The sequence below is a fragment of the Streptomyces chilikensis genome (assembly GCF_001642695.1).
Lineage (GTDB): Bacteria > Actinomycetota > Actinomycetes > Streptomycetales > Streptomycetaceae > Streptomyces > Streptomyces chilikensis.
On sequence record NZ_LWCC02000005.1, the window covers coordinates 1,635,353 to 1,659,334 of the forward strand.

Sequence of the window (23,982 nt, forward strand, 5' to 3'; positions counted from 1 at the left end):
CGGATCGCACTGTTGCGGCGGGTCAGGGCCGCGTGTTGCGGCGGGTCAGGGCCGCGGGGGATCAGGCGGGCGCGGTACGGCACGCCGCCGGTGCGCCGCCGGAGCATGCGGAGGTCGGCCGCGAATTCGGCCACCTCGCCCTGTCCGGGCTCGATCGGCTTCTCCCGGCGTCCCATGACGTGTGCGACCCCCCGGCCACTCGACGATGCTCGCTTTGATCTCACGTTGACCGGAGATTGTCCAGTGACGGTGCGGGGGCGCGTGGTCAACGCGGACAGGCGTCAGGATGGGCCCCGGCCGCGCTCGCCGGGTGTCGGGGGACCGCCGGGCGCCGGTCCTCCTTGGCGGGGGCGCCCGGGGGAACATGGGGGCCATCATGTCGGCGGCCCCGCGAAGGAGTCGTCCCCGCCGGGCCGCGTCGGCGCGGCCCGGCGGGGACCGGATCCCGTCAGTCCAGGATGGCCAGCGCGTCGATCTCGATCAGCAGGCCCGGCGGAAGCCCCACGTAGACGGTGGTGCGGCAGGCCGGGGGCTGGGTGAGGTGCTCGGCGAAGTAGGTGTTCCAGATCTCGTTCATCTCGGCGAAGTGGTCCACGTCGGTGAGGTAGACGCGCAGCATCATCACGTCGTCCCAGCTCGCGCCGCCCTCCTCCAGCACCGCCTTGACGTTGGCGAGGGTCTGCAGGGTCTGCTCGCGCAGCGTCGGCCCGGCGGGCGTGGGCGGCCTGCCCTCCTCGGCGGGCAGGAAGCCGACCTGACCGGCCACCTGCAGGACGTTCCCCTTGCGCAGCCCGTGCGAGAAGGCCGCGGGCGGCGCGGTGTGGGTGCTGGGGGTCAGTGCGGTCTTCTGCGTCATGGGTGAACACTCCGGTTGCTCGTGGACGACGGCCGCGCCGGCGGACGGCCCGGCGTGGGAGAGTGAAGCAGCCCGGACCACGCAGCGCACAGGAGGCCCGAATGTCCGCGGATGCCGTCGCCCGTCTCGCCGGGGAGCGGATCGACCACCGGTTCAAGGGCCTGCCGGCGGACGCGGACGGACTGACCGTGGGCGAACTGGCCGCCCAGCGGCGGAACCTGTTCACCGGCGGCTTCACCACCCCGGTGCTGACCCTCTCGGCGGAGCGGCTGCGGCACAACCTGCGGCTGATGGAGGCGTACACCGAGCGCCACGGCCTGGCGTTCGCCCCGCACGGCAAGACGACGATGGCCCCGCGGCTGTTCCGGGACCAACTGGACCACGGCGCCTGGGGCATCACCCTGGCCGTGCCGCACCAGGTGCGGGTGGCCCGGGCCTTCGGGGTGCGGCGGATCTTCCTGGCCAACGAGCTGGTCGACCCGGCGGCCCTGCGCTGGATCGCGGCCGAGCTGACCGCCGACCCGGCCTTCCGGATCATCTGCTACGTCGACTCGGTGCGCGGCGCGGAGCTGATGGGGGCCGCCCTGGGCACGTCCGGCCGGCGGCCCGTGGACGTCGTGGTGGAACTGGCCGCCGGGGAGGGCGCCCGGACCGGCGCGCGCACCGGGGCCGACTGCCTGGCCGTCGCCCGGGCGGTGGCCGCGTCGCCGTCGCTGCGGCTGGTGGGCGTGGCGGGCTACGAGGGCGAGGTCCCCGACGCCACGCCGGAGCGGGTCCGCGCCTGGCTGGTCCGACTGGTGGAGCTGGCGGCGGAGCTGGACGGCGCGGGGCTGTTCGCCGGCACCGGCCTGGAGGAGATCGTGGTCAGCGCGGGCGGCAGCGCCTGGTTCGACACGGTCGCCGAGGTCTTCGCCGAGCTGCCCGCGCTCAGCCTGCCCGCGCTGAAGCTGCTGCGCTCGGGCGCCTACGTCGCGCACGACGACGGCCACTACCGGTCGGTCACGCCGTTCACCCGGATCCCCGGGGAGGGTGCGCTGGAGCCCGCCTTCCGGCTGTGGGCCCAGGTGGTCTCCCGCCCCGGCGCCGGGCAGGCCTTCCTGAACGCCGGGAAGCGCGACGCCGCCTACGACCTGGGTCTCCCCGAGGCGCAGGTGGTGCGCCGGGGCGACGACGAGCGCCCGGCCGACGGGATCACCGTCACCAAGCTCTCCGACCAGCACGCCTGGCTGGAGACCGGTCCGGGGGCGGACCTGGAGGTCGGCGACTGGGTGGGGATGGGGCTCTCGCACCCGTGCACCGTCTTCGACAAATGGCAGTTGATCCCTCTGGTCGAGACGGACGGCACGGTGGTGGACTACGTCCGTACCTTCTTCTGACCGAAACGCCGCCGGCGGTTCGCCGCCGGGGGTCGCCGCCGGTTCCGGCGGCGCAGCGCCGTGGGAACACCGGGAGCCGCCATGCACCTCGCCGATCTGGTCGTACAGGACGCCGAGGTGGTGGACGGCTCCGGCGGACCGTCCTACCGGGCCGACGTCGCCGTCAAGGACGGCAGGATCACGCAGGTCGTCCGCGAGGCCGCCGCGGCCGGGTGCCAGCGCCCGGCCGGCACCCGGACGCTGGACGCCGAAGGGCTCGTCCTCGCGCCCGGTTTCGTGGACATGCACTCCCACAGCGACCTGGCGCTGCTCACCGACCCGGACCACTCCGCCAAGCTGGCGCAGGGCGTCACCCTGGAGGTCCTCGGCCAGGACGGCCTCTCCTACGCGCCCGTCGACGACCGCACCCTCGCCGAGGTGCGGCAGGCCGTGGCCGGGTGGAACGGGCCGGGCGACGACGTGGACGTCACCTGGCGCTCGGTCGGCGAGTACCTCGACCGGCTGGACCGCGGCTTCGGCGGCGAGGGCATGGCCGTCAACGCCGCCTACCTGGTGCCGCAGGGCACGGTCCGGATGCTGGCGACGGGCTGGGAGAACCGCCCGCCGACCGCCGCGGAGCTGGACCGGATGCGGGAGCTGGTCGCGGCCGGGCTGCGCGAGGGCGCGGTGGGCATGTCGTCCGGGCTGACGTATCCGCCGGGCATGTACGCCGACCGCGGGGAACTGGTCGAACTGTGCCGCGTGGTCGCGGAGTTCGGCGGCTACTACTGCCCGCACCACCGCTCCTACGGCGCCGGCGCGCTGGACGCCTACCGCGAGGTGATCGACATCGCCCGGCAGGCGGGCTGCGCCCTGCACCTGGCCCACGCCACGCTCAACTTCGCCGAGAACCAGGGACGTTCGGGCGAACTCCTGGCACTGCTGGACGAGGCGCTGGACGACGGCTGCGATCTGACCCTGGACACCTATCCCTACACGCCGGGCGCCACCACCCTGGCCGCGCTGCTGCCCGGCTGGGCGAGCGAGGGCGGCCCCGAGGCGACCCTGGCGCGGCTGCGGGACGACGGGACGGCGGACAGGATCCGGCACGACCTGGAGGTGACCGGCTCGGACGGCTGCCACGGGGTGCCGGTGGAGTGGCGGACGGTGGAGATCTCCGGCGTGGTCGACCCCTCGCTCGGCGACCGGGTGGGCCGGACGGTCGCCGACCTGGCGGACGGGTCGGGGACCTCCGCCTGGGAGACGGCCCGCGGCCTGCTGCTGGCCGACCGGCTCGGCACCACGATCCTCCAGCACGTCGGCCACGAGGAGAACGTCCGCGCGCTGATGCGGCACCGGGCGCACACCGGCGGGTCCGACGGCATCCTGCACGGAGCCAAGCCCCATCCCCGGGCGTACGGCACCTTCCCCCGCTACCTCGGCACGTACGTGCGGGAGCTGGGCGTGCTGACGCTGGAGGAGTGCGTCGCCCACCTCACCGGGCGGGCGGCCGCACGGCTGGGCCTCACCGACCGCGGTCTGGTCCGCGAGGGGTACCGGGCCGACCTGGTCCTGTTCGACCCGGCCACCGTCGCCGAGGGCGCGACCTTCGCGGTGCCCCGGACGCCGCCGGTGGGCATCCCCTACGTCCTGGTGGACGGCCGCCTCGCCGTCGAGGACGGCCACCGCACCGGGGTCCTGGCGGGACGGACGGTGCGGTCGCGCGGGTGACGGGTCAGCGGGGGCGCCGGGTGCCGTTGCCCCAGCCGTTGCCGCGCCCGTCGCCGTCGTCGTCGCCGTAGTCGTCGCCGTCGTCGTCGCGGCCGGGCCACTCCGGCGAGGCGGAGGGGGATGCCTCCGGTTCCGCGCTCCTGCTGGGCGACGGTGCCGGGGACGGCTCGCGGTCCGGCGAGGGCGCGGCGCTCGTCCGCCCGGCCGGCCGGGCGCTCGGCTCCGCCGCCTCCGGCTCCGTCTCCGTCTCCGTCTCCGGCGCCGTCTCCGGCACGTCCACGGACGGCATCGTCCCGGGATCGGCCAGGTCCCCCACCGAGACCCCCGGCCCGGCGGGGGCACGTCCCCCACCGCCCCTGGCCGGCTCGTCCGACCCACCGATCAGCGCCAGGCCGAGCACCCCCAGCGCCCCGACCCCGATCGCTCCCGCTCCGGCCGCCAGCAGCGTCTGACGGCCCCAGGCCCGCCGCCCGCGCGTCCCCCGCCGGGCCGAGGCCCGCGCGGCCTCCCGCGCCGCCGCCCGGCCGGCCCGCGCCGTGCGGGTCCGCGGCGGCCGGCGCCGCGGGGGTGTGACCGCGCTCACCGTGGACGGACCCGTTCGGTGGGGCAACCGGGCATAGACGACGCCCCCAGGATGTTGAACGTTGTACCGGACGCGCGGGCTGTTCCCGCGCGCCCGGCGCATGTACGTACACGGACATCGGTCCGCCCCGAGGAAACCGGAGAACCACCCGGCATGACTTCTGTCGCCGCCTACGCCGCCACCGCCGCCAAGGCTCCGCTGGAGCGCACCACCGTCGAGCGCCGGGAGGTCGGAGAGCACGACGTCCTGATCGACATCAAGTACGCCGGCATCTGCCACTCCGACATCCACACCGTCCGCGAGGAGTGGGGCAGGACCCACTTCCCCCTGACCCCCGGCCACGAGATCGCCGGCGTGGTCACCGAGGTCGGCCCCGGAGTGACCAGGTTCAAGGTCGGCGACCGCGTCGGCGTCGGCTGCATGGTCGACTCCTGCCGCGAGTGCGAGCAGTGCCTGGCCGGCCAGGAGCAGTACTGCCTCAAGGGCAACGTCGGCACCTACGGCTCCGTGGGCCGCGACGGCGAGATCACCCAGGGCGGCTACTCCACCCACATCGTGGTCGACGAGAACTTCACCGTCCGCATCCCCGACGGCCTCTCCCTGGACGTCGCCGCCCCGCTGCTCTGCGCCGGCATCACCACCTACTCCCCGCTGCGGAACTGGGGCGCGGGCCCCGGCAAGAAGGTCGCCGTCGTCGGCCTGGGCGGCCTCGGCCACATGGCCGTCAAGATCGCCCACGCCATGGGCGCCGAGGTGACGGTGCTCTCGCAGTCGCTGCGCAAGAAGGAGGACGGCCTCAAGCTGGGGGCCGACCACTACTACGCGACGGCCGACCCGCGCACCTTCGAGGAGCTGGCCGGCTCCTTCGACCTGATCGTCTCCACGGTCTCCGCCAACGTCGACTTCAACGCCTACCTGGGCCTGCTGAAGGCCGGCGGCACACTGGTCAACGTGGGCGCCCCCGAGCACCCCGTCTCGATCCAGCTCTTCTCCCTCATCGGCGGCGGCAAGAACCTGGCCGGCTCCATGATCGGCGGCATCGCGGAGACCCAGGAGATGCTGGACTTCTGCGCCGAGCACGGGCTGGGCGCGGAGATCGAGCTGATCTCCGCCGACCGCATCAACGAGGCCTACGAGCGGGTCGTCGCCTCCGACGTGCGCTACCGCTTCGTCATCGACACGGTCACCATCTGACGGTCGCACGGAATCTGACGGCCGCACGGACAGGTGCCGCGGGGCCCCGGCGTGGGAACACGCCGGGGCCCCGCGGTTCGTCCGGCCGCTGCCGCGTCCCGCCGGTGTCAGTCCTGTGCGGCCTGCCAGCTCACCAGCTCCGCCGGACGGTTGGTGATGATCGCGTCCACCCCCAGCGAGTCCAGCGTCCGCCACTGCGCCGGGTCGTCCACCGTCCACACCATCGTGGCGACGCCCGCCCGGTGCAGGTCGCCGACCACGGACGGCCGGGCGGTGAGCGCGGCGGCCTTCGGGTTGTACGCGGTGAGGCCCAGGTCGCGGGCGACCGCCACCGGGTCGGCGTCCAGCGTGGACGTCAGGTAGCCGCGGGGCAGTTCGGGCGCCAGCTCGCGGGCCCACGTCAGGTGCTGCTTGCTGAAGCTCTGCACGAAGACCCGGTCCGGGGACAGGATCCCGGCCTCCCGGAGCACGCCGAGCATCCGCGCGACCTGGTCCCTGGACGCGGCGCGCTTGATCTCCAGCAGCAGCCTGCCGCCCCGCGTCCTCAGGTCGAAGGCCTGCGCGCGCAGGGTGGGCACGCGCTCACCCGCGTACTTCGACGAGAACCACGACCCGGCGTCCAGCGCGTCGAGCCGCGCGGAGGTCAGGGTGGTGAGGTCCCCGGTGCCGTTCGTGGTGCGGTCCACGGTGTTGTCGTGCATGACGTACGGGACGCCGTCCTTGCTGATCTGCGCGTCCGTCTCGATGAAGTCCGCGCCGGACCGGCGCGCCAGCTCCTGCGCCGCCAGCGTGTTCTCCGGCGCGGCGGCCGAGGCCCCGCGGTGCGCCACCGCCAGCGCCTGCTCACCCGCGCCGCGCAGGTAGGGGTTGGACGAGGCGAGGGCGGTGACCTTGACGTCGTCGAACGACACGGTCGCGCCGTCCACCAGCAGCGCCTGGCGGCCGCCCGCGGAGCGCCGCAGCCGGTCGGTGCTCAGGACCTTCCGTCCGTCGAGGTACCAGTCCGCCCGCATGCCGTGGACGTCGACCCGCACCCGCACGTCCTTGCCGGTGCCGGCCGCGCCGGCGGCCGCGGCGACGTCGGTCACGTTCCAGGTGCCGGACGACGTGCGCTGGGCGAACTCCACGCCGTTGGCGGCGGTGGAGCCGGAGCGCAGGGTGGCTATCCACCACGGGGTGGCTCCGCTCGCCGGGAGGTCGAGGCCGAGGGCGAACCAGCGGGAGGTGTCGTCCACCTTCTCGAACCGGGCGGTGGCCTCGAAGCGGAAGTCGGTGAGGGGTGCGCCGAACGTGATCCGGGCGCGGGTGCCGCCGGTGCCGGTCAGACGGCCGTCCCGCACCTTCCAGGTGCCGCTGACCGGCTTCCAGCCGGCGGGGAGGACGGTGCCGCCGAAGGACTGCCGGACCACGGTGTCACCGGGGGCGGCGGAGACCGCGTGCAGCCGGGCGGGCGACACCCGCTCGGCACTCACCGCCGAAGGCGCGGTCGCCCCCGCGGTGAGGGCTGCGCTGATCACCAGTACGGTCATGGCTCTGAGGGCTCGGCTACGCGTTTCCCTGGTCATGCTCACGACGGTAGGGAGCGGTAGGTAACACGCCGGTACCTCAAAGTGACGGTCGTCTGGCGTTCGCGTGGCGAGCGGACGGACGGCGGAGGCCGGGGCACCGCCCGGGCGCGGACGAGGCTTGGAGGCACGGATGGGTGCGGGTGCGGGTGCGGGTGCGGTCGAGGGCGTGGGCCTGGCGCCGGGTGACCTGGACGACGCGGTGGTGGTCGTCGACGACGAGATCGCGGAGAGCCTGCGGCAGGCGCTCGCGGAGGCGCTGGGCCGCCCGGTCCTGCGCGGCACGGCCCCCGGCACCGGTGGGGCCGGCGTCCCGGTCGTCCGGATCGGCGGCCGCCGTCCGTCCTTCGCCCCCGCGGAACGCCTGATCTGGTTCCACAGCGTCAGGGCCGGGGTGGACGCCCTGCTGCGGGACGGGGACTGGCCCGCCGACGTGCTGCTGACCCGCACGGTCGGGCGGATGGGCGAGCGGATGGCCCAGTACGTGCTGGGCTGGGTCCTGGCCGAGTGCCAGCGCGTCCCCGCGTTCCTGGCCGCCCACGACCGCGCGGAGTGGTCCGGCCGGGACACCGAACTCGCCGCCGGGCAGCTGGCCCTCGTGTACGGCGCGGGGCGGATCGGGTCCCGCGTGGCCGAGTACCTGCGCGGCGCGGGCATCCGCGTGGTGGAGGCCGGCCGGGCGACGGGGCCGGAGGCGGACGCGCTGCTCCCGCGGGCCCGCTGGGTGATCGACGTCCTCCCGCTCACCCCCGCGACCCGCGGCTTCTTCGGCCCCCGCCGCCTGGGCGCCCTGCGCGGCGCGACCTTCGTCAACGTCGGCCGCGGCGACACCGTCGACCTCACGGCACTGGAGGCCGCGCTGCGCGCGGGCCACGTCCGCTCCGCCGTCCTCGACGTCCTCCCCGGCGAGCCGGCGGCCCCCGGCGACCCCGCGTGGCGGCTGCCCCGCACCGTCCTGACGTCCCACACCTCCGGTCCCACCACGGACGAGGACGTGGTCGCCGACCTCACGGCCTGCTGGCGGGCCGTGGCGGAGGGGAGGACACCGGCGCTGGCGGTGCCGGTGGGGCGGGGCTACTGAACCCGCCGGTGCCGGTGCCGGTGCCGGGCGTTCCCGGGCGCGCTTGACCTCAACCGCGCATGAGTTCCTACGTTCCTTCCAGAACCGCGGGAACCGTCCCGCGGCGCCGTCCCACGGAGGTTCGCCATGCCCGGGCACGAGGCCCGCACCGAGGTCCCCGGCCGTTACCGCCGTGCCGTGGTCCCCCACATCATGGTCGACGACGCCGACGCGGCGATCGACTTCTACCGGCGGGCGTTCGGCGCCCGCGAGGACTTCCGGATCGACGCTCCGGGCGGCGGGGTCCTGCACGCCGAGGTCACCGTCGCAGGAGCCACCCTGATGCTGGGTGACGCCGGTGTGGACGAGGCGGAGGCCGCCTCCTTCGCCGCGCCGGCGGCGCTCGGCGGGGGCACGTCCGTCACGCTGCACGTCTTCGTGCCGGACGTCGACGGCCTGGCGGAGCGCGCGGAGGCCGTCGGCGCCCGGATCGTCCAGCCGCCGAGGGACATGTTCCACGGCGACCGCACCGTCATCCTCAGGGACCCGTCCGGCCACCTGTGGGTCTTCCTGACCCACCTCGAGGACGTCCCGCGGGAGGAACTGCGACGCCGTCCGGCCGCCGCCGGGTGACGGGAACCGCCCCTCGCGGCGGAGGGGCGGCGGTCGCCGGACGCGCCCGGGGGGCGCGGCCCCACGAGGCGCTCGCCCCGCCCGAAGCGCTCCGGGACGACGCCGCCCGCACCGCCGTGGTCCCCGGCGCGCCGGGGACCGCCGGGTCAGCTCGCGGCGTCCGGGGCCGGGGCGACGCCCACCGGGCAGGACAGGCCCGTGCCGCCGATGCCGCAGTAGCCGTTGGGGTTCTTGGCGTCGGAGAGGTACTGCTGGTGGTAGAGCTCGGCCGGGTAGAAGGGGTTGCCGGCGGCCGGCTCGATCTCGGTGGTGATGGAGCCGTAGCCCGCCTCGGTGAGGACCTGCTGGTAGGCGGCGCGGGAGGCCTGGGCGGCCGAGGCCTGTTCCGGGGTGTGGGTGAAGACCGCGGAGCGGTACTGGGTGCCGACGTCGTTGCCCTGGCGGTATCCCTGGGTGGGGTCGTGGGCCTCCCAGAAGGTCTTCAGGAGGTCCTCGTAGGAGAGGACGTCGGGGTCGTACACGACGCGGACGGTCTCGGTGTGACCGGTGAGGCCCGAACAGACCTCCTCGTAGGTGGGGTTCTCGGTGAAGCCGCCCTGGTAGCCGACGAGGGTGGTCCAGACACCGGCCGGGAGCTGCCAGAACTTGCGCTCGGCGCCCCAGAAGCAGCCCAGGGCGAAGTCGGCGGTCGCCATGCCCTCGGGGTGGTCCAGCAGCGGGGTGCCGAGGACGGTGTGGGCCCCGGCGGCCCCGGGCGTGAGGACCGGCGTGGCGCGGCCGGGCAGGGCCTGGTCGGCGGTGACCATCACGGGCGTCGTGCGGCCGAAGAGCATGGGGTCCTCCCGGGTCGGGTGGGGCGGGCGGGCCCGCCGGAGCGTTCGCCCGTACAACGCGCGGGGACGGCCCGGGATTCCTGCGCGGACGCGGAGGCCGGGAACGACGACGCGGCCCCGCGCCCGCCGGAGGCGGAGCGGGGCCGCGTGCGCGGGGGTCAGGCCGTGACGTCCCGCGCCTGCGACGCCTCCAGGACGCGCTGGGCCGTGAAGTCCCGGATGGCGGTGTACCGCTCGGCGAAGCGCGGCTTGCCGGCCAGGTAGCTCCACGGGGCGGTGCCGATGTGGCCGTCGATCAGCTTGAACTGCTCCATCGCGGCCTCGTAGCGGTCCTGCCAGTACAGCATGTAGGCGAGCATGTGCCGCATCGGCAGCAGGCGCCGGGCCTTGGGGTCCCCGGCTTCGGCAGCGGCGGCGGCGAGGTCGAGCAGCGCGGCGTCGACGGCCCTCATCAGCTCCGGCCGCTTGTAGTACTCGTCCTCGTCGATGTCCTCGTGGGCGAACTCGTACTCGAAGTGCGCCTCCAGCAGGACCAGCGTCAGCAGCTGGCCGGGGATGCCCTTCGCCGCGGCCTCGCGGCCGAAGGAGAGGGCCAGGTCGTGGGAGCCGCGCCACTTGGCGCACCAGTACTGGAGCGCCGACTGGTGCGCGCCGAGGTGGTGCGGGGCGCGCTTGACGGCCTGGTCCCAGAGCTCGTTGAAATCCTTGTGGGAGTAACCGAGGCCCATCGCCAGCGGCATCTCCACGACGAACGGATTGGGGTCGTCCCCGCCCAGCGCCTGGGCCTCCGCGCAGGCCTCGCGCGCCTGGGCGAGCACCCGGTGGAAGCCGTCGAACTGCTCGCGGGTGGTGTTCTTGGCCTGCATGCTGCCCCGGATGTCCCAGGCCAGGTAGATCATCGACTCCGCGTTGACCAGCGCGGCGTCCGCGTCCCCGGGACGGGCGGCGCGCCAGGCCAGCAGCCAGGCGTCCTCCTTGGCGGCCTCGTGGCCGAGGATGCTCACCCGGCGGCCGCGCTCCTCCCAGTCCCGGCCCGCCTCGGCCAGGAACCGGGCGCCGGACTCCCAGTCACCGCCCCGGACGGCCTGCAGGACGGCCTCGGCGGCGGGGTCCGCGGCGCCGGGCCGGTCCAGGTCCTGCCGGGTGGCGGGGAGCAGCCCGAGCTTCGCGGCCGCCTCCGCCCCCGCGTTCTCGTCGTCGGCGGAGGGGTCGTGCTTGATGAACGTCTTGACGAAGACGAAGCCGATGTAGAGGCCGAAGGCGACCACGGGCAGGGCGAGGATCCCGAGGACCCAGAGCAGTACGGTCATCAGGTCGTCACACGCTTTCGATGTCGGTGTCGGTGCCCGCCCCGGCGGGGACGGGCGGAAGCAGGGCGCGCAGCGGGGCGGTGTCGGGGTGGTCGGCGAGGGCGGCGGCGACGGCGGCGGCGAGCGCCTCGCCCGCGGCCTCCGGGTCGCCGCCGGGGAGGACCACGGTGGCCGACTCGGACCAGGAGAACTCCCAGTCCAGCAGGCCCTGCTTGCTCAGCTCGGAGATCACCCAGGTGTGCACGAGGCCTTCGAGCGAGGGGCGCACGAACTCGCGGAAGGCGCGGCCCTGCGCGGCGGACGCCTCGTCGGAGAGGGGGAGGCGGCGGGCGAGCTGCCAGAGGTGGCCCTCGTCGATCACCTTGAGGAGGGCGGGCAGGGTCGGGGCCGACTTGGTGTAGACGGCGAGGGCCCGGTGCAGCGGGGTGTCGAGGTCGCCGAGGCGGGCCGTCATGCCGGAGCGCAGGACGTCCGCCCAGTCCGCGGCGCGGCGGAAGCCCAGGAGTTCCTCGGCGAGGACGGCGGGCTCCAGCGCGGCGGCCGCGGCGCGCGCGTCGGCGAGGATGTCGAGGGCGGCGCCGCGGCCGTCGTCGGCGCGGCCGTCGTCGGGCAGGGACTCGACGGCGTGGACGCGCTCGGCGATCGGCGGGTGCGAGTCGTAGGGGGAGCGCTCCGGCTCGGGGAGCTCGGCCCGCATCTCGGCGAGCTGGAGCTCGCGGGCGCCCAGCATGTCGCCGAAGCCGCCGAAGAAGGCGCCGTGCGGCGGCATGGTGCGGGCGTCGAGGCCCAGGGTGGCGTAGCGGTCGAGGTAGAAGTCGTAGGCGTTTGCGAGAACCGGGATCTCGCGCAGGGCGGAGGCGGTGGCGTCCCGGCCGGCCAGGCGGGCGGCGTTGCGGTCGGCGGCGAACTCCTGGGCGCGGCCGGTCGACAGCGACGCGCGCAGGAAGAACGTGCCGTACCAGGTGTAGATCTTGGCCATGGCGCGGTAGGTGGCGCCGGCGCCGGTGGTGTCGATCTCCTTGGCCTTCTTGCCCTTGGCGACCCGGCGGGCGGACTTCTTCTCCTGCGCGGCGCGTTCCCGGGCGACCTTCTTGTCGGCCTTCTCGTGGAAGTGGGCGATGGTGCGCTGGATCTGCCGGCGGCCGCGGGCGACGACCGGGCCGAGGCGGGTGTCGCCGCCGACGTAGTGGCCGTACTCGTGGGCGAGGACGGAGCGGAACTGGGCCTCGCTCAGGCCGGTGAGCAGGGGAAGGCCGATGTGGAGGCTGCGGCGGCCGGGGAGCAGGCCGCCGAGGCGGGGGTGCTCCATCACGGACGCGTTGACGTCGGCGGTGAGGATGATGCCGTCGGGGGCGCGGGTTCCGGCGGCCGCGGCCAGTTCGCGGACCACGGCCCACAGCCGGGGCTCGGCCTCCTCGGTGAGCGGGACGCCCGGGGGCTCCTCGAGCTTCGGCAGGCGGAGCATGAACATGCCCCGGATCACGGGGACGGCCAGCACGACCGAGACCAGCCAGACCTTGCCGGTGACACTGCTCGGGGCGTGGACGGCGGCCCAGTCGACGGCCGCCAGGACGCCGAGCAGGACCAGGCTGAGCAGCTGGAATCCCGCGAGCAGGATCAGGGCGCGTACGGCCCGCAGCGTGGAACTCATGGAGCTTCCCTACACATCACGGAAAGAGGGCAACGGAGCAACAGGAAGGGGGTGGGGCGGGGAAAGGCAGAAAGGCGGAAAAGGTGGAAAAGGGCATGACAAGGCACGGCCCGGGGCCGCGTGTGGGGGAAGCGGATTATGACGCAACGCCGCCCCGAACCGCAAAGGTGTTCGGGGCGGCGGACGTCCATGCCGGCGGGCGGGATCGCCCGGGGACAACGCCAGGTCAGCGCAGCAGCGACGCCGGGCTGCCGCCGTTGGCCTCGAAGCCGGCCACGGCGAGGGCGCGGTAGACCGCGTACTCGGCGGCCGGGTCCTGGCTCAGCGTCCACGGCAGCGCGCCGACGTGCCCGTCCACGTGGACCAGCTGGCCCATCGCCTCGGACCAGCGGGAGGAGTTGACCAGGAACCAGATCAGCAGGTGGCGCACGTGCGGCAGCACCGCGTCGTCGGTGCGGGCCTGGCTCGCGGCGTACAGCGCGCCGTGCATCGCCTTGGTGACGACCTCGCTCTCGTACAGGTTGGCCACCAGGGTCAGGTCCTGGAGGTGCTCGAAGACCGCGAACAACGGGAGCGCCGGGAGCAGGGAGCCCTGGGGGGCGCGGGCGGCGGCCGCCTCGGCGAAGGAGTGGGCGAGTTCACGGGAGCCGTACCACTTCTCGCACCAGTAGTGCAGCGCGGCGAGGTGGGCGCCCATGTGGTGCGGGGCGCGGTCCAGCAGCTTCAGCCACAGCTGCTCGAACTCCTCGCGGGAGTAGCCCAGTCCGCGCGCCACCGACAGCTCCGTGATGTACGGGACCGGGTCGCCGGGGGCGAGGAGCGCGGCCCGGCCGCAGGCCTCCTTCGCCTCCTCCATGATGATCCGGAACTCGTCGCTGCCGGGGGTCGCGGTGCGCCAGGCCTGCTGGACCAGGAACTCCGCGTGCACGGCCGCGCCGCCGGCGTCCTTGGGCTGCTCGGTCCGCCACACGCGCAGCCACTGTCCGCCGGGGGTCCGGGTGGGGTCGCCGGCCGGGTTGCGGGCCAGCTCCAGGGAGGCCGCGCCGGCGAAGGCCTGCACCCGCTGCCAGCGCCGCTCGCCCTCCTTCTCGGTGCCGGCCAGCAGCTGGGCGGCCGCCCGGTGGTCCTGCGTGCGCTGCACCAGGTCCAGCACGTCGACCAGGTCCTGGTCAGGACCGGGCAGCCGGACGTCCAGGTCCTCCTGGCGGAGGAAGCCGTACGCCGCCGGGTCCGCCGCGTCGGGGTCCCCGGGACGGGCCAGCGTGATCCCGCCCGCGGCGTTCCTGCGGCGGTAGATCGACGCCACGACGAATCCGAGGAAGGCGACGGCGAAGAGCACCCAGATGAATTCCATGCCACCAGCGAACCAGACGGGGTGGGGGTGAGGCCAACGTGGGGGCGGCCCCGGCCCTCCGCCCCGCGGGAGGGGCGGCCCGCCCCGGTCCGCCGCCGTCCCGGGTCCGCCGCCGCCCCGGTCCGCCGCCTTCCCGGGTCCGCCGCCGTCCTCGGCCGGTGGCCGGCCTCGGCCCGCCTCAGTCCGCCGTCGGGTAACCCGCCGCCCGCAGCGCGCGGCTCACCTCGGCGCAGTGTTCGGGGCCCTTGGTCTCGAGGTGGACCTCCACCTCGGCCTCGGCGGGCCCCAGGTGGGGAGCGGTACGGCGGTGGCTGACGTCCAGGACGTTGACGTCCAGTTCGGAGAGGACGGAAAGGAGCGTGGCCAGGGAGCCCGGGCGGTCGGTGAGGCGCACGCGGACGGCGAAGTAGCGGCCCTGCACCGCCATGCCGTGCCGGAGGACGCCCTGGAGGAGGACCGGGTCCACGTTGCCGCCGGAGAGCACGGCGACCACCGGCCCGCGGAACGAGCCGGGGTCGGCGAGGAGCGCCGCCACCGGGCTGGCCCCGGCCGGCTCGACCACCAGCTTGGCCCGCTCCAGGCAGTGCAGGAGCGCCGCCGACAGCTGGTCCTCACCGACCGTACGCACCTCGTCGACCAGTTCCCTGATCAGGGCGAACGGCACTTCGCCGGGCGTGCCCACCTTGATGCCGTCGGCCATCGTCACCGGCCGGGGAACCGCCACCGGGTGGCCCGCCGCGAGGGAGGGCGGATAGGCGGCCGCGCCCTCCGCCTGCACGCCGACGACACGGACGTCCGGCCGCAGCGACTTGACCGCCACCGCCACCCCGGCGGCGAGCCCCCCGCCGCCGATGCCGACCACGATCGTCCGCACCTCGGGGCACTGTTCCAGGATCTCCAGGCCGACCGTGCCCTGCCCGATGATCACGTCGGGGTGGTCGAAGGGGTGGATGAAGATCGCGCCGGTCTCCTCGGCGTACGCCGTCGCCGCCGCCATCGTCTCGTCGACCACCTGGCCGTGGAGCACGACCTCCGCGCCGTACTCCCGGGTGGCGCTGATCTTCGGCAGGGGAGCGCCCCTCGGCATGAAGACCGTCGCCCGCACGCCGAGCAGCGAGGCGGCCAGCGCCACGCCCTGCGCGTGGTTGCCCGCGCTGGCGGCGACCACGCCCGCCGCCCGCTCCTCCGGGAGCAGGCCCGCGATCCGGATGTAGGCGCCGCGCAGCTTGAACGAGCCGGTGCGCTGGAGGTTCTCGCACTTGAGGTGCACCGGTGCGCCCACCAGCCGGGACAGGTACCTGCTGCCCTCCAGGCCGGTGACCCGCGTGATGCCGGACAGCATCTTCTGGGCGCCCCGCACGTCGTCGAGCGTGACGGGCTGCGGGGCCGCGGTCGTGCGGTGGTTCATGTCCTCAGTCTCGCAGGCGGAGCCGTTCGCCACCCGCCCTGTGGAAAACCGGCGGGCGTCCTGTTCCCTTGCCCCGGGCACGGCGGTGCACATACGCGCACGGGTTTTCCACAGGGTCGTTACGTGCCGGTGCCAGTCCGCGTAGCCTGTCCCCCATCACCGGCCCAGATCGAAGTGAGCTTCCGGCCATGCCCACTGCACCCGACCTCTCGACGGAGTCGATGGACGTGACGACCCCCGACGACGACGGTCTCCTCGAGTCGCTCCAATACCAGATGGCACTGTTCGCGCGCCGCGCCGAGCAGACCCGGCTCGGTGCCGTCGGACGGCTTCGCGACTCCATGGACCGTGCGGCGTACCTGCTTCTCAACCGGCTCGAACAGGAAGGCCCGATGGGGGTCAAGGCGCTGGCCGCCGGGATGGGCATCGACTCCTCCACGGTCACCCGCCAGGTCGCCCCGCTGGTCGAGGCCGGCCTGGTCCGGCGGACCTCGCACCCCGAGGACGGCCGCGCCGTGGTGCTCGACCTGTCGGTCCGGGGCCGCAGCCGTCTGGAGGAGGTCCGGTCGTCGCGCCGCCGGCTGATGGCGGAGCTGACCGAGGACTGGTCGGAGGAGGAACGCCAGGTCTTCTGCGTGCTGTTGACGCGGATGAACGACGCGTTCTCCGAGCGGATGGCCGTGCAGTCGGGGGGCCGCTTCTCCGCCGAGCCCTCCGACGAGCCGTCCGACTCCTGACGGACCCGGGCCCGCGGCGGGCGGGCGGGCACCGGTGGCGCGGCCTCCTCGCGGGGCCGGCCCCGCGAGGAGGCCGGCCCGGGAACGGCCGGCCGAGGGCCCGGCGGACTAGCCGAGGGCCTGGCGGAGGTCCTCGACGAGGTCCTCGGCGTTCTCGATGCCCACCGAGAGGCGCACCAGGTCCGCCGGGACCTCGAGGGCGGAGCCCGCCGCGGAGGCGTGGGTCATCCGGCCCGGGTGCTCGATCAGGGACTCCACGCCGCCCAGCGACTCACCGAGCGTGAAGACCTTGGCGCGGTCGCAGACCGCCACCGCGGCCTCCTCGCCGCCGGCCACCCGGAACGACACCATGCCGCCGAACGCGCGCATCTGCTTGGCGGCCACCTCGTGGCCGGGGTGCTCCGGCAGACCCGGGTACAGCACCTTCGTCACCCTGGGGTGACGGCTGAGCATGTCGACCACCTTGGCGGCGTTCTCCGAGTGACGGTCCATCCGCACCGCCAGCGTCTTGGTGCCGCGCAGCACCAGCCAGGAGTCGAACGGCCCGGCCACCGCGCCCATGGCGTTCTGGTGGTACGCGAGCTCCTCGCCGAGCGCCTGGTCGGCGGTGATCAGGGCGCCGCCGACCACGTCGGAGTGGCCGCCCATGTACTTGGTGAGCGAGTGCACCACCACGTCCGCGCCCAGCGCCAGCGGCTGCTGCAGGTACGGCGTGGCGAAGGTGTTGTCGACGACCAGCCGCGCGCCGCCGTCGTGGGCGATCTGGGCGGCGGCGGCGATGTCGGTGATGCCGAGGAGCGGGTTGGAGGGGGTCTCCACCCAGACCGCCTTGGTCCTCGGGGTCATCGCGGCGCGCAGGGCGTCCGGGTCGCCGCTGTCCGCGACGGACCACTCCACGCCCCAGCGGGAGACGACCTTGGCGAACAGGCGGAACGTGCCGCCGTAGGCGTCGTTGGGGATGACCACGTGATCGCCCGGCGCGAGCAGGGTGCGCAGCAGGCAGTCCTCGGCCGCGAGGCCGGAGGCGAAGGCGAGACCTCGGCTGCCGCCCTCCAGGGCCGCGAGGTTCTCCTCCAGGGCCGTGCGGGTGGGGTTGGCGCTGCGGCTGTACTCGTAGCCGCCGCGGAGACCGCCGACGCCGTCCTGCTTGTACGTGGAGACCTGGTAGATGGGCGGGACGACGGCGCCGGTCAGGGGATCGGCGGTGTTGCCCGCGTGGATCGCCAGCGTCTCGAAGTGCTCGCTGAAGTGGGTGTCGCTCATGTGCACCGAGCGTAACGGGTCGCGGGCCGGAGCCGCGTCGCCCGCGTGCGCGGGCCGCCGTCCGCACGGCCCATCCGGCGCCGTCCCGACGGGCGGAACCGCGCGGGGAAACCTAGGCTCGGTCGCGGATCGTTGTCGAGGCGGGCCGGAGGCGGTATGCCGGGGGCCATTCGGGCCGAGGGGCTGGTGAAGACCTTCGGGGACGTGCGGGCGCTGGACGGCGTCGACCTGGACGTGCCCGAGGGGACCGTGCTGGGGCTGCTCGGCCCCAACGGCGCGGGGAAGACCACCGCCGTGCGGTGCCTGACGACCTTGCTGCGGCCGGACGCCGGCAACGCCGTCGTCGCCGGGATCGACGTGCTGGAGGACCCCGACGCCGTGCGGCACAGCATCGGGCTGTCGGGTCAGTTCGCCGCCGTCGACGAGTACCTCACCGGGCGCGAGAACCTGGTGATGGTGGGCCGGCTCTACCAGATGGGCCGCCGCGACGCGAAGGCCCGGGCCGCCGAGCTGCTGGAGCAGTTCCACCTCACCGACGCGGCGGACCGCATCACCAAGAACTACTCCGGGGGCATGCGCCGCCGCCTCGACCTGGCCGCCGCGCTGGTGGTGCGGCCGCCGGTGATGTTCATGGACGAGCCGACCACCGGCCTCGACCCCCGCAACCGGCTCCAGCTCTGGGACGTGATCAAGGACCTGGTCTCCGGCGGCACGACGCTGCTGCTGACCACCCAGTACCTGGAGGAGGCGGACCACCTCGCCCACGACATCGCGGTCGTCGACCACGGCCGGGTGATCGCCCGCGGGACCTCGGACGAACTGAAGGCCCGCACCGGCGGAGAGCGGGTGGAGGTGATCGTCCGCGCCCGGGAGCTGATGCCGCAGGCCGCCGCCGTGCTCACCCGGTTCGGGGTCGGCGAGCTCGCCACGGAGGACCACACCCGCAGGCTGACCGTCCCGGTGAGCGGCGGCCCGAAGCTGCTGGCCGAGGTGATCCGCGAGCTCGACTCCCGCGGCATCGAACTGGACGACGTGGGGTTGCGGCGCCCCACGCTGGACGACGTGTTCCTCTCGCTCACCGGTCACATGGCCGAAGCGACGGCGGCCGAGGAGGGCTCCGCATGAGTGTCGTCACCGAGGCGGGGACCGGCGGGGGAGAGGGGCGCCGCCCCGTCACCGGTCGCGGGGGCGGGGTGCGGCAGTCGTGGCGCGACTCGCTGATCGTCGCGCGGCGCAACCTGATCCGGATGACGAGGATTCCCGAGATCGTGCTCTTCGGGCTCATCCAGCCGGTCATGTTCGTCGTGCTGTTCACCTACGTCTTCGGCGGGTCCCTGAAGGTCGGGGGGTCGACCAGCGCCGCGGACTACCGGAACTTCCTGATGGCCGGCATCTTCGCCCAGACCGTCACCTTCGCCACCGCGGGCGCGGGCGCGGGCATCGCGGAGGACATGCACAAGGGGCTGATCGACCGCTTCCGCGCCCTGCCGATGGCACGCGGGGCGGTGCTCACCGGGCGGACGCTGGCCGACCTCGTGCAGACGGCCCTGACCGTGATCGTCCTGGCGGCGGTCGCCCTGCTGCTGGGCTGGAGGGTCGGGACGGACGGCGACACCGACGCGTTCCGGGTGGCCGCCGGCTTCGGGCTGCTGATGCTCTGCGGCTACGCGTTCACCTGGATCGGCGCGCTGATCGGCCTCTCGGTGCGCAGCCCGGAGGCGGCCACCAACGGCGGGCTGATCTGGCTCTTCCCGGTGACCTTCATCTCCAACGCGTTCGTCGACCCGTCCAACATGACGCCCTGGCTGCGGCACATCGCCGAGTGGAACCCGTTCAGCGCGATCGTGCAGGCATGCCGGGTCCTGTGGGCCAACCCGGGGCAGTCCGTCTCGGACGCGTGGCCGATGCGGCACCCGGTCTGGGCGTCGCTGGTCTACTCGGTGGCCATCATCGTGATCTTCCGGACCCTCTCGGTGAGGAAGTACCGGTCCGCCACCGTCTGAGGGTCCCGTCCGGGAGGGGTCCCGTCCGGGAGGGGACATGCCGAGACCCCCGGGCCGACGCCCGGGGGTCTCGTCGTCGGGTTCCGCGTCCCGCGCGTGAGGCGGTTCAGCCCTTGTACGGCTCCGCCTTCAGGATGCGCACGGAGGCCTTCTTGCCGTTCGGCAGCTCGTACTCCGCGTCCTCACCGATCTTGTGGCCGGTCACGCCCTTGCCGAGCGGGGACTGCGGGGAGTACGTCTCGATCTCCTCGCTGGCGTACTCCCGGGAGGCGAGCAGGAAGGTGAGGGTGTCGTCCTCGTCGCCGTCGAAGGCGACCGTGACGAGCATGCCCGGAGCGACCTCGCCGTCGGCGGCCGGCGCCTCGCCGACCTGCGCCGTCTCCAGCAGCTGCTGGAGTTGCCGCACCCGGAGCTCCTGCTTGCCCTGCTCCTCCTTGGCGGCGTGGTAGCCGCCGTTCTCCCGCAGATCGCCCTCTTCGCGCGCGGCCGCGATCTTGGCGGCGATTTCGGTGCGCGCAGGACCAGTAAGGTACGCAAGCTCGTCCTTGAGCTTGTTGTACGCCTCCTGGGTGAGCCAGGTGACGTTCTCGCTGGTCTGGGTCACAGGTGCTCCTCGTCCGTACTGGGAATACAAAGCAACGCCCTACCCAGAAGAATGGTCCCTCATGGGTGGGCGAAACCACGAGCCTAACAATCGCGCCGCGAAAGTGGGAGGAGAAATGCCCGCCGGCCGGCGGGCCGCCGCCGGCCGGGCGGCCCCGTCAGCCGGTGTGGCAGCCCAGCAGCTCGGCGGTGGTGCCGCGGCTGGTGGTGCGCAGGGTGACCGTCTTGTGCACCCGGGTGGAGTCCTCGTCGAAGCGGAAGTCGGCGCGGCCCACCTCGGCGCCGTTCTCCGACTGGGAGCGGACCGTGCAGTAGCCGGTGACGCCGGCGTCCTTGAAGACCTCCAGCTCCACCCGGACGGAGTCCTCGGCGGTCCTGAAGGTGATCAGCTGACCGCTGATCTCGTTCCCGCCGACGTGGTGGAAACCGAACCAGGCGACGACGGCGACCAGCAGGGCGCCCAGCACCGAACCCGCGATCCTGAGGGTGCGGTCGGTGCGGCGGTCCCGGGTCGCGTCCGCGGCACGGCCGTAACGGCCGGCGGGCGGCTGCTGCCCCGTGGGCTGCGTGTTCACCGTGCTCATGATCGGTCCTTCCGGGCTGGGCGGAGGCCGGGTCCGGACCCCGGAATCAATCGGCCCCCGATTCCGTCACTATAGAAGGCGCGGATGGGACCCGCCCTCACCGGGGACCGCTCGCCCACGCGTGTGCGCCGCCCGGGCGCCGACCGATCTCTGAGGATTGAGCCTTGACCGAGCAGCTGCGACTGATGGCAGTCCACGCCCACCCCGACGACGAGTCGAGCAAGGGCGCCGCCACCATGGCCAAGTACGTGTCCGAGGGCGTGGACGTCCTCGTGGTGACCTGCACCGGCGGTGAGCGCGGTTCGATCCTGAACCCGAAGCTCCAGGGCGACAAGTACATCGAGGAGAACATCCACGAGGTCCGCCGCAAGGAGATGGACGCGGCGCGGGAGATCCTCGGCGTGAAGCAGGCCTGGCTGGGCTTCGTCGACTCCGGGCTTCCCGAGGGCGACCCGCTGCCCCCGCTCCCCGAGGGCTGTTTCGCGCTGGAGGACGTCGACAAGGCGGCCGGTGAGCTGGTGCGGCAGATCCGTTCCTTCCGGCCGCAGGTCATCACCACGTACGACGAGAACGGCGGCTACCCGCACCCCGACCACATCATGACCCACAAGATCACGATGGTGGCCTTCGAGGGCGCGAACGACCTGGAGAAGTACCCCGAGTCCGAGTTCGGGCCGGGCTTCCAGCCGCAGAAGCTCTACTACAACCAGGGCTTCAACCGGCCCCGCACGGTGGCGCTGCACGAGGCGATGGAGGCGCGCGGGCTGGAGTCCCCCTACGGGGACTGGCTCAAGCGGTGGGACGAGTTCGAGCGGGTCGAGCGGACGCTCACCACGTTCGTGCCGTGCGGGGAGTTCTTCGAGACGCGGGACCGGGCGCTGATCGCGCACGCCACGCAGATCGACCCGGACGGGGGCTGGTTCCGGATCCCGCTGGACCTGCAGCGGGAGATCTGGCCCACCGAGGAGTACGAGCTGGCGAAGTCGTTGGTGACGACGTCGCTCCCCGAGTCGGACCTCTTCGCGGGGATCCGGGACAATGGCTGACATGAGCGCAAGCGCAACCCTCCTGGTTCTGGCCGCGGAGGAATTCGACAAGGACAAGGTCACCCCGGGCGTGCTGGGGTTCATCGTCTTCGCCGTCATGGCGCTGGCGGTGTGGGGGCTGATGAAGTCCATGAGCAAGCACATGGAGCGGGCGAAGATGGTGGGGCGCGAGGACGAGGAGGCGGACGGGGCCGTCTCCCCGGCCTCGTCGTCCTCCGCCAAGGAGTAGCCCCCCGGGCACCCCGGGGCGGCCGCCCCGGGGTGCGCCGTGCGCGGCCTCGCGGCGGCCGCCGGTGCCGCCCTCCGTGGTGTGCCGGGTCACGTCCCCGCCCGGCCGGCGGCGGCCGGTCCTGACGTCGGCGGGGCGTGGCCCGGCGTTCCCCGGGGGAAGCGGCCCGCGCCCCTTCCGGACCGGCGCGGCTCTCCGGAGCCCCTCCGAGCGGTTCGGTCCCTGCCGTGCGAGCCGTCCGCCCGCGGGTGCGGGCGCGGGCGGACGCCCGCAGTCCGCGCGCCGCCGTGCGCCCGCAGTCCGTTCCGCCGTGCGCCCGTCCTCCCCGGATCCGCCCGGGTGCCTCCGCCGTGACGGTGCGGCCCCGCCGCGGGGCGGCGGACGTACGGGGCGGCGCGTCGTGGCGAGAAGGTGGGGTCGCGCGGCGGAGGGCGGTTTCGGGACCCGGGCGGGCGGGGGAGGAACACTGGGCGGCTTCGGGGGGCGCGCGGGGGCGGAAGCCCCGCCGGAGGCCCGCCGCAGGCGCACGGCATCGCCACCGGAGGGGGACCGGACATGCGCGACCCGCACCGCCAGGACGCCGAGGCCCTGCTCGACCGCACGGTCACGGAGGAGGCCCGCCGCACCGGCGCCGACCCCACCGCGCTGCTCACCCGCGCCCGCGCCGCCCTGGACACCATGGCCCGCGCCGCCCAGCCGGAGTACGACGCCTACCTCCGCGCCCTGGAGGCGGCCGCGCCGGCCCACCCGACCTTCGCCCGGCGGTTCGCCCGCGAGGGCGGCGGCCCCACCACCCTCCTGGTGGCCGGCGTGGCCGCCGCCACCGCGACCGTCGCCGACCTCGCCCTCGGCACCGGCGGCGCGGTCGCCCTCGGCGCGGGCCTCTCCGTCGGGCTGACCGCCACCGCGACCGCCGTCGTCAGGGTCACCGCCTCGCACCTGCCCGCGGTCCACCACCACGCGGGCGCGGTGCGGCAGCCCGGCGGTCCCGAGGCGCTGCGGCTGCAGTGGCTCACCGCCCTGGAGGTGCGGGGCATCCGCCCCTGGCTGGAGCAGCAGCGCCGGCTCGCCGCCCCGCCGCGGTCCCCGTCCGCGCCGCCCCGGCTGCGCGGCGGCGACAGGAGCGCCGCGGCCCGCCGCCGCGTCATACTGGAACGTTCGTTCGATCAGTTACCGCCGGCCGACGCCCCCTTCGCCGGACGCCGGGAGGAACTGACCGCCATCCGCCGCTGGGCCCGCGCCGCCCGCGCCGACGCCGACAGCCGCCCCACGGTGGTGGTGCTGCACGGCGTCCCCGGCTCCGGGCGCACCGCGCTGGCCGCCCGCGCCGCCCACGACCTGCGCGACGAGTACCGCGGCGCCTGCCTGGTCGACCTGCGCGGCGACTCCCCCTCCGACCCCCCGCTGCCCACCCGGCAGGCCCTGCTCCACCTCCTGAACCGGCTGGGCGCGCCACGCGAGCAGCTCCTGTTCCGCGAGGGCTCCACCCCCGAGCAGCAGCTCACCCGCCTCACCGAGCTCTACCGCCGCCACCTGGCCGGACTGCCGGTGATCATCCTGCTGGACGACGCCTCCGACCCGGACCAGGTGCGCGCCCTGCTCCCGGAGCGCTCCGAGAGCCTGCTGCTGGTCACCTCCCGCACCCCGCTGGTCCTGCCGCGCGACCTGCCCGCCCGCACCCACCAGCTCGCCGTCCAGCCGCTGCCCGCGGACGCCGCCCGGGAAGCCCTCGCCGCCTACGCCCCGCCCGGCACCGACCGTGCCCGGGACGACGAGGCCGCCGACCGCGTCCACCGGCTGTGCGGCGGCCTCCCGCTGGCGCTGCGCGTCGCCGGCACCGCCCTCGGCACCCGCACCCCCGCCCGGCTCGCCGAGGACCTGGGCGCCCACGGACCGGCCGGCTCCGTGCAGCGCGCCCTGTGGCTGCGCTACTCCGACCAGTCCGAGCAGGCCCGGCGCCTGCTGCGCCGCCTCGCCCTGGCCG

The 23,982-nt window shown here is 74.3% G+C and carries 22 protein-coding genes; 11 read left to right on the forward strand and 11 right to left on the reverse strand.

Annotated elements, in window-relative coordinates; all coding sequences use genetic code 11:
- Positions 1–448: 448 nt before the first annotated feature.
- Positions 449–856 (reverse strand): RidA family protein, encoded by a 408-nt coding sequence (locus A2U95_RS07285; RefSeq protein ID WP_166021385.1) that lies wholly within the window; start codon positions 854–856, stop codon positions 449–451.
- A gap of 101 nt (positions 857–957) precedes the next feature.
- Between A2U95_RS07285 and A2U95_RS07290 the strand changes: the two genes are divergently transcribed.
- Entirely contained in the window at positions 958–2,232 is a 1,275-nt protein-coding gene (locus A2U95_RS07290) for an amino acid deaminase (protein WP_166021386.1), read from the forward strand.
- 81 nt (positions 2,233–2,313) lie between these two features.
- Positions 2,314–3,942 (forward strand): N-acyl-D-amino-acid deacylase family protein, encoded by a 1,629-nt coding sequence (locus A2U95_RS07295; RefSeq protein WP_166021387.1) that lies wholly within the window; start codon positions 2,314–2,316, stop codon positions 3,940–3,942.
- A gap of 4 nt (positions 3,943–3,946) precedes the next feature.
- Here A2U95_RS07295 and A2U95_RS07300 read toward each other — a convergent pair whose 3' ends face one another.
- A complete protein-coding gene (locus tag A2U95_RS07300; protein ID WP_166021388.1) occupies positions 3,947–4,525 on the reverse strand; it encodes a hypothetical protein in 579 nt (192 codons plus the stop codon).
- A gap of 153 nt (positions 4,526–4,678) precedes the next feature.
- Between A2U95_RS07300 and A2U95_RS07305 the strand changes: the two genes are divergently transcribed.
- Complete coding sequence (locus A2U95_RS07305; RefSeq protein WP_166021389.1) at positions 4,679–5,719, forward strand: NAD(P)-dependent alcohol dehydrogenase; 1,041 nt, start codon at positions 4,679–4,681, stop codon at positions 5,717–5,719.
- A gap of 107 nt (positions 5,720–5,826) precedes the next feature.
- On the opposite strand, the gene A2U95_RS07310 is transcribed toward A2U95_RS07305, so the two are convergent.
- The gene (locus A2U95_RS07310; protein ID WP_206282831.1) at positions 5,827–7,248 is read right to left on the reverse strand and encodes a glycerophosphodiester phosphodiesterase; all 1,422 of its coding nucleotides are present in this window, start codon (positions 7,246–7,248) and stop codon (positions 5,827–5,829) included.
- 169 nt (positions 7,249–7,417) lie between these two features.
- Here A2U95_RS07310 and A2U95_RS07315 point away from each other — a divergent pair, with 169 nt between their 5' ends.
- Together A2U95_RS07315 and A2U95_RS07320 are read left to right on the forward strand one after the other, a co-directional pair.
- Positions 7,418–8,365, forward strand: coding sequence for an NAD(P)-dependent oxidoreductase (locus A2U95_RS07315; protein ID WP_166021391.1), 948 nt, complete (start codon positions 7,418–7,420; stop codon positions 8,363–8,365).
- A gap of 126 nt (positions 8,366–8,491) precedes the next feature.
- Positions 8,492–8,977 (forward strand): VOC family protein, encoded by a 486-nt coding sequence (locus A2U95_RS07320; RefSeq protein ID WP_166021392.1) that lies wholly within the window; start codon positions 8,492–8,494, stop codon positions 8,975–8,977.
- Positions 8,978–9,123: 146 nt separating this feature from the next.
- Here the strand turns inward: A2U95_RS07320 and msrA are convergent, their stop codons facing one another.
- From msrA to ilvA, 5 genes are all read right to left on the reverse strand, one after another.
- Positions 9,124–9,810: a peptide-methionine (S)-S-oxide reductase MsrA gene (gene msrA, locus A2U95_RS07325; RefSeq protein ID WP_166021393.1), complete on the reverse strand. Its 687-nt coding sequence runs from the start codon at positions 9,808–9,810 to the stop codon at positions 9,124–9,126.
- Positions 9,811–9,968: 158 nt separating this feature from the next.
- Complete coding sequence (locus A2U95_RS07330; RefSeq protein WP_166021394.1) at positions 9,969–11,120, reverse strand: hypothetical protein; 1,152 nt, start codon at positions 11,118–11,120, stop codon at positions 9,969–9,971.
- A gap of 7 nt (positions 11,121–11,127) precedes the next feature.
- Positions 11,128–12,771, reverse strand: a complete 1,644-nt coding sequence (locus tag A2U95_RS07335; RefSeq protein ID WP_166021395.1) for a M48 family metalloprotease — start codon at positions 12,769–12,771, stop codon at positions 11,128–11,130.
- A gap of 226 nt (positions 12,772–12,997) precedes the next feature.
- Positions 12,998–14,125: a hypothetical protein gene (locus A2U95_RS07340; protein ID WP_166021396.1), complete on the reverse strand. Its 1,128-nt coding sequence runs from the start codon at positions 14,123–14,125 to the stop codon at positions 12,998–13,000.
- Between the two features lie 178 nt (positions 14,126–14,303).
- Entirely contained in the window at positions 14,304–15,533 is a 1,230-nt protein-coding gene (gene ilvA / locus A2U95_RS07345; RefSeq protein ID WP_166021397.1) for a threonine ammonia-lyase, read from the reverse strand.
- 188 nt (positions 15,534–15,721) lie between these two features.
- Between ilvA and A2U95_RS07350 the strand changes: the two genes are divergently transcribed.
- Positions 15,722–16,270: a MarR family winged helix-turn-helix transcriptional regulator gene (locus A2U95_RS07350; RefSeq protein ID WP_166021398.1), complete on the forward strand. Its 549-nt coding sequence runs from the start codon at positions 15,722–15,724 to the stop codon at positions 16,268–16,270.
- A gap of 108 nt (positions 16,271–16,378) precedes the next feature.
- On the opposite strand, the gene A2U95_RS07355 is transcribed toward A2U95_RS07350, so the two are convergent.
- Positions 16,379–17,533, reverse strand: a complete 1,155-nt coding sequence (locus A2U95_RS07355) for a cystathionine gamma-synthase (RefSeq protein WP_166021399.1) — start codon at positions 17,531–17,533, stop codon at positions 16,379–16,381.
- A 156-nt stretch (positions 17,534–17,689) separates the two neighbouring features.
- On the opposite strand from A2U95_RS07355, the gene A2U95_RS07360 reads away from it, so the two are divergent.
- Both A2U95_RS07360 and A2U95_RS07365 read left to right on the forward strand, forming a co-directional pair.
- The gene (locus A2U95_RS07360; RefSeq protein ID WP_166021400.1) at positions 17,690–18,658 is read left to right on the forward strand and encodes an ATP-binding cassette domain-containing protein; all 969 of its coding nucleotides are present in this window, start codon (positions 17,690–17,692) and stop codon (positions 18,656–18,658) included.
- A complete protein-coding gene (locus A2U95_RS07365; protein WP_166021401.1) occupies positions 18,655–19,536 on the forward strand; it encodes an ABC transporter permease in 882 nt (293 codons plus the stop codon). The genes A2U95_RS07360 and A2U95_RS07365 overlap by 4 nt, the downstream gene beginning before the upstream one ends.
- Positions 19,537–19,642: 106 nt before the next feature.
- Here the strand turns inward: A2U95_RS07365 and greA are convergent, their stop codons facing one another.
- The gene (gene greA, locus A2U95_RS07370; protein WP_166021402.1) at positions 19,643–20,140 is read right to left on the reverse strand and encodes a transcription elongation factor GreA; all 498 of its coding nucleotides are present in this window, start codon (positions 20,138–20,140) and stop codon (positions 19,643–19,645) included.
- 157 nt (positions 20,141–20,297) lie between these two features.
- Complete coding sequence (locus A2U95_RS07375; RefSeq protein WP_166021403.1) at positions 20,298–20,723, reverse strand: DUF4307 domain-containing protein; 426 nt, start codon at positions 20,721–20,723, stop codon at positions 20,298–20,300.
- A 164-nt stretch (positions 20,724–20,887) separates the two neighbouring features.
- Between A2U95_RS07375 and mca the strand changes: the two genes are divergently transcribed.
- From mca to A2U95_RS32515, 3 genes are all read left to right on the forward strand, one after another.
- On the forward strand, positions 20,888–21,769 hold the full coding sequence (gene mca, locus A2U95_RS07380) for a mycothiol conjugate amidase Mca (protein WP_166021404.1): 882 nt from the start codon (positions 20,888–20,890) through the stop codon (positions 21,767–21,769).
- On the forward strand, positions 21,762–21,998 hold the full coding sequence (locus tag A2U95_RS07385; RefSeq protein ID WP_240957234.1) for a hypothetical protein: 237 nt from the start codon (positions 21,762–21,764) through the stop codon (positions 21,996–21,998). The genes mca and A2U95_RS07385 overlap by 8 nt, the downstream gene beginning before the upstream one ends.
- Before the next feature lie 555 nt (positions 21,999–22,553).
- The coding region (locus tag A2U95_RS32515; protein WP_240957235.1) for an ATP-binding protein at positions 22,554–23,982 on the forward strand (1,429 nt) is incomplete at its 3' end.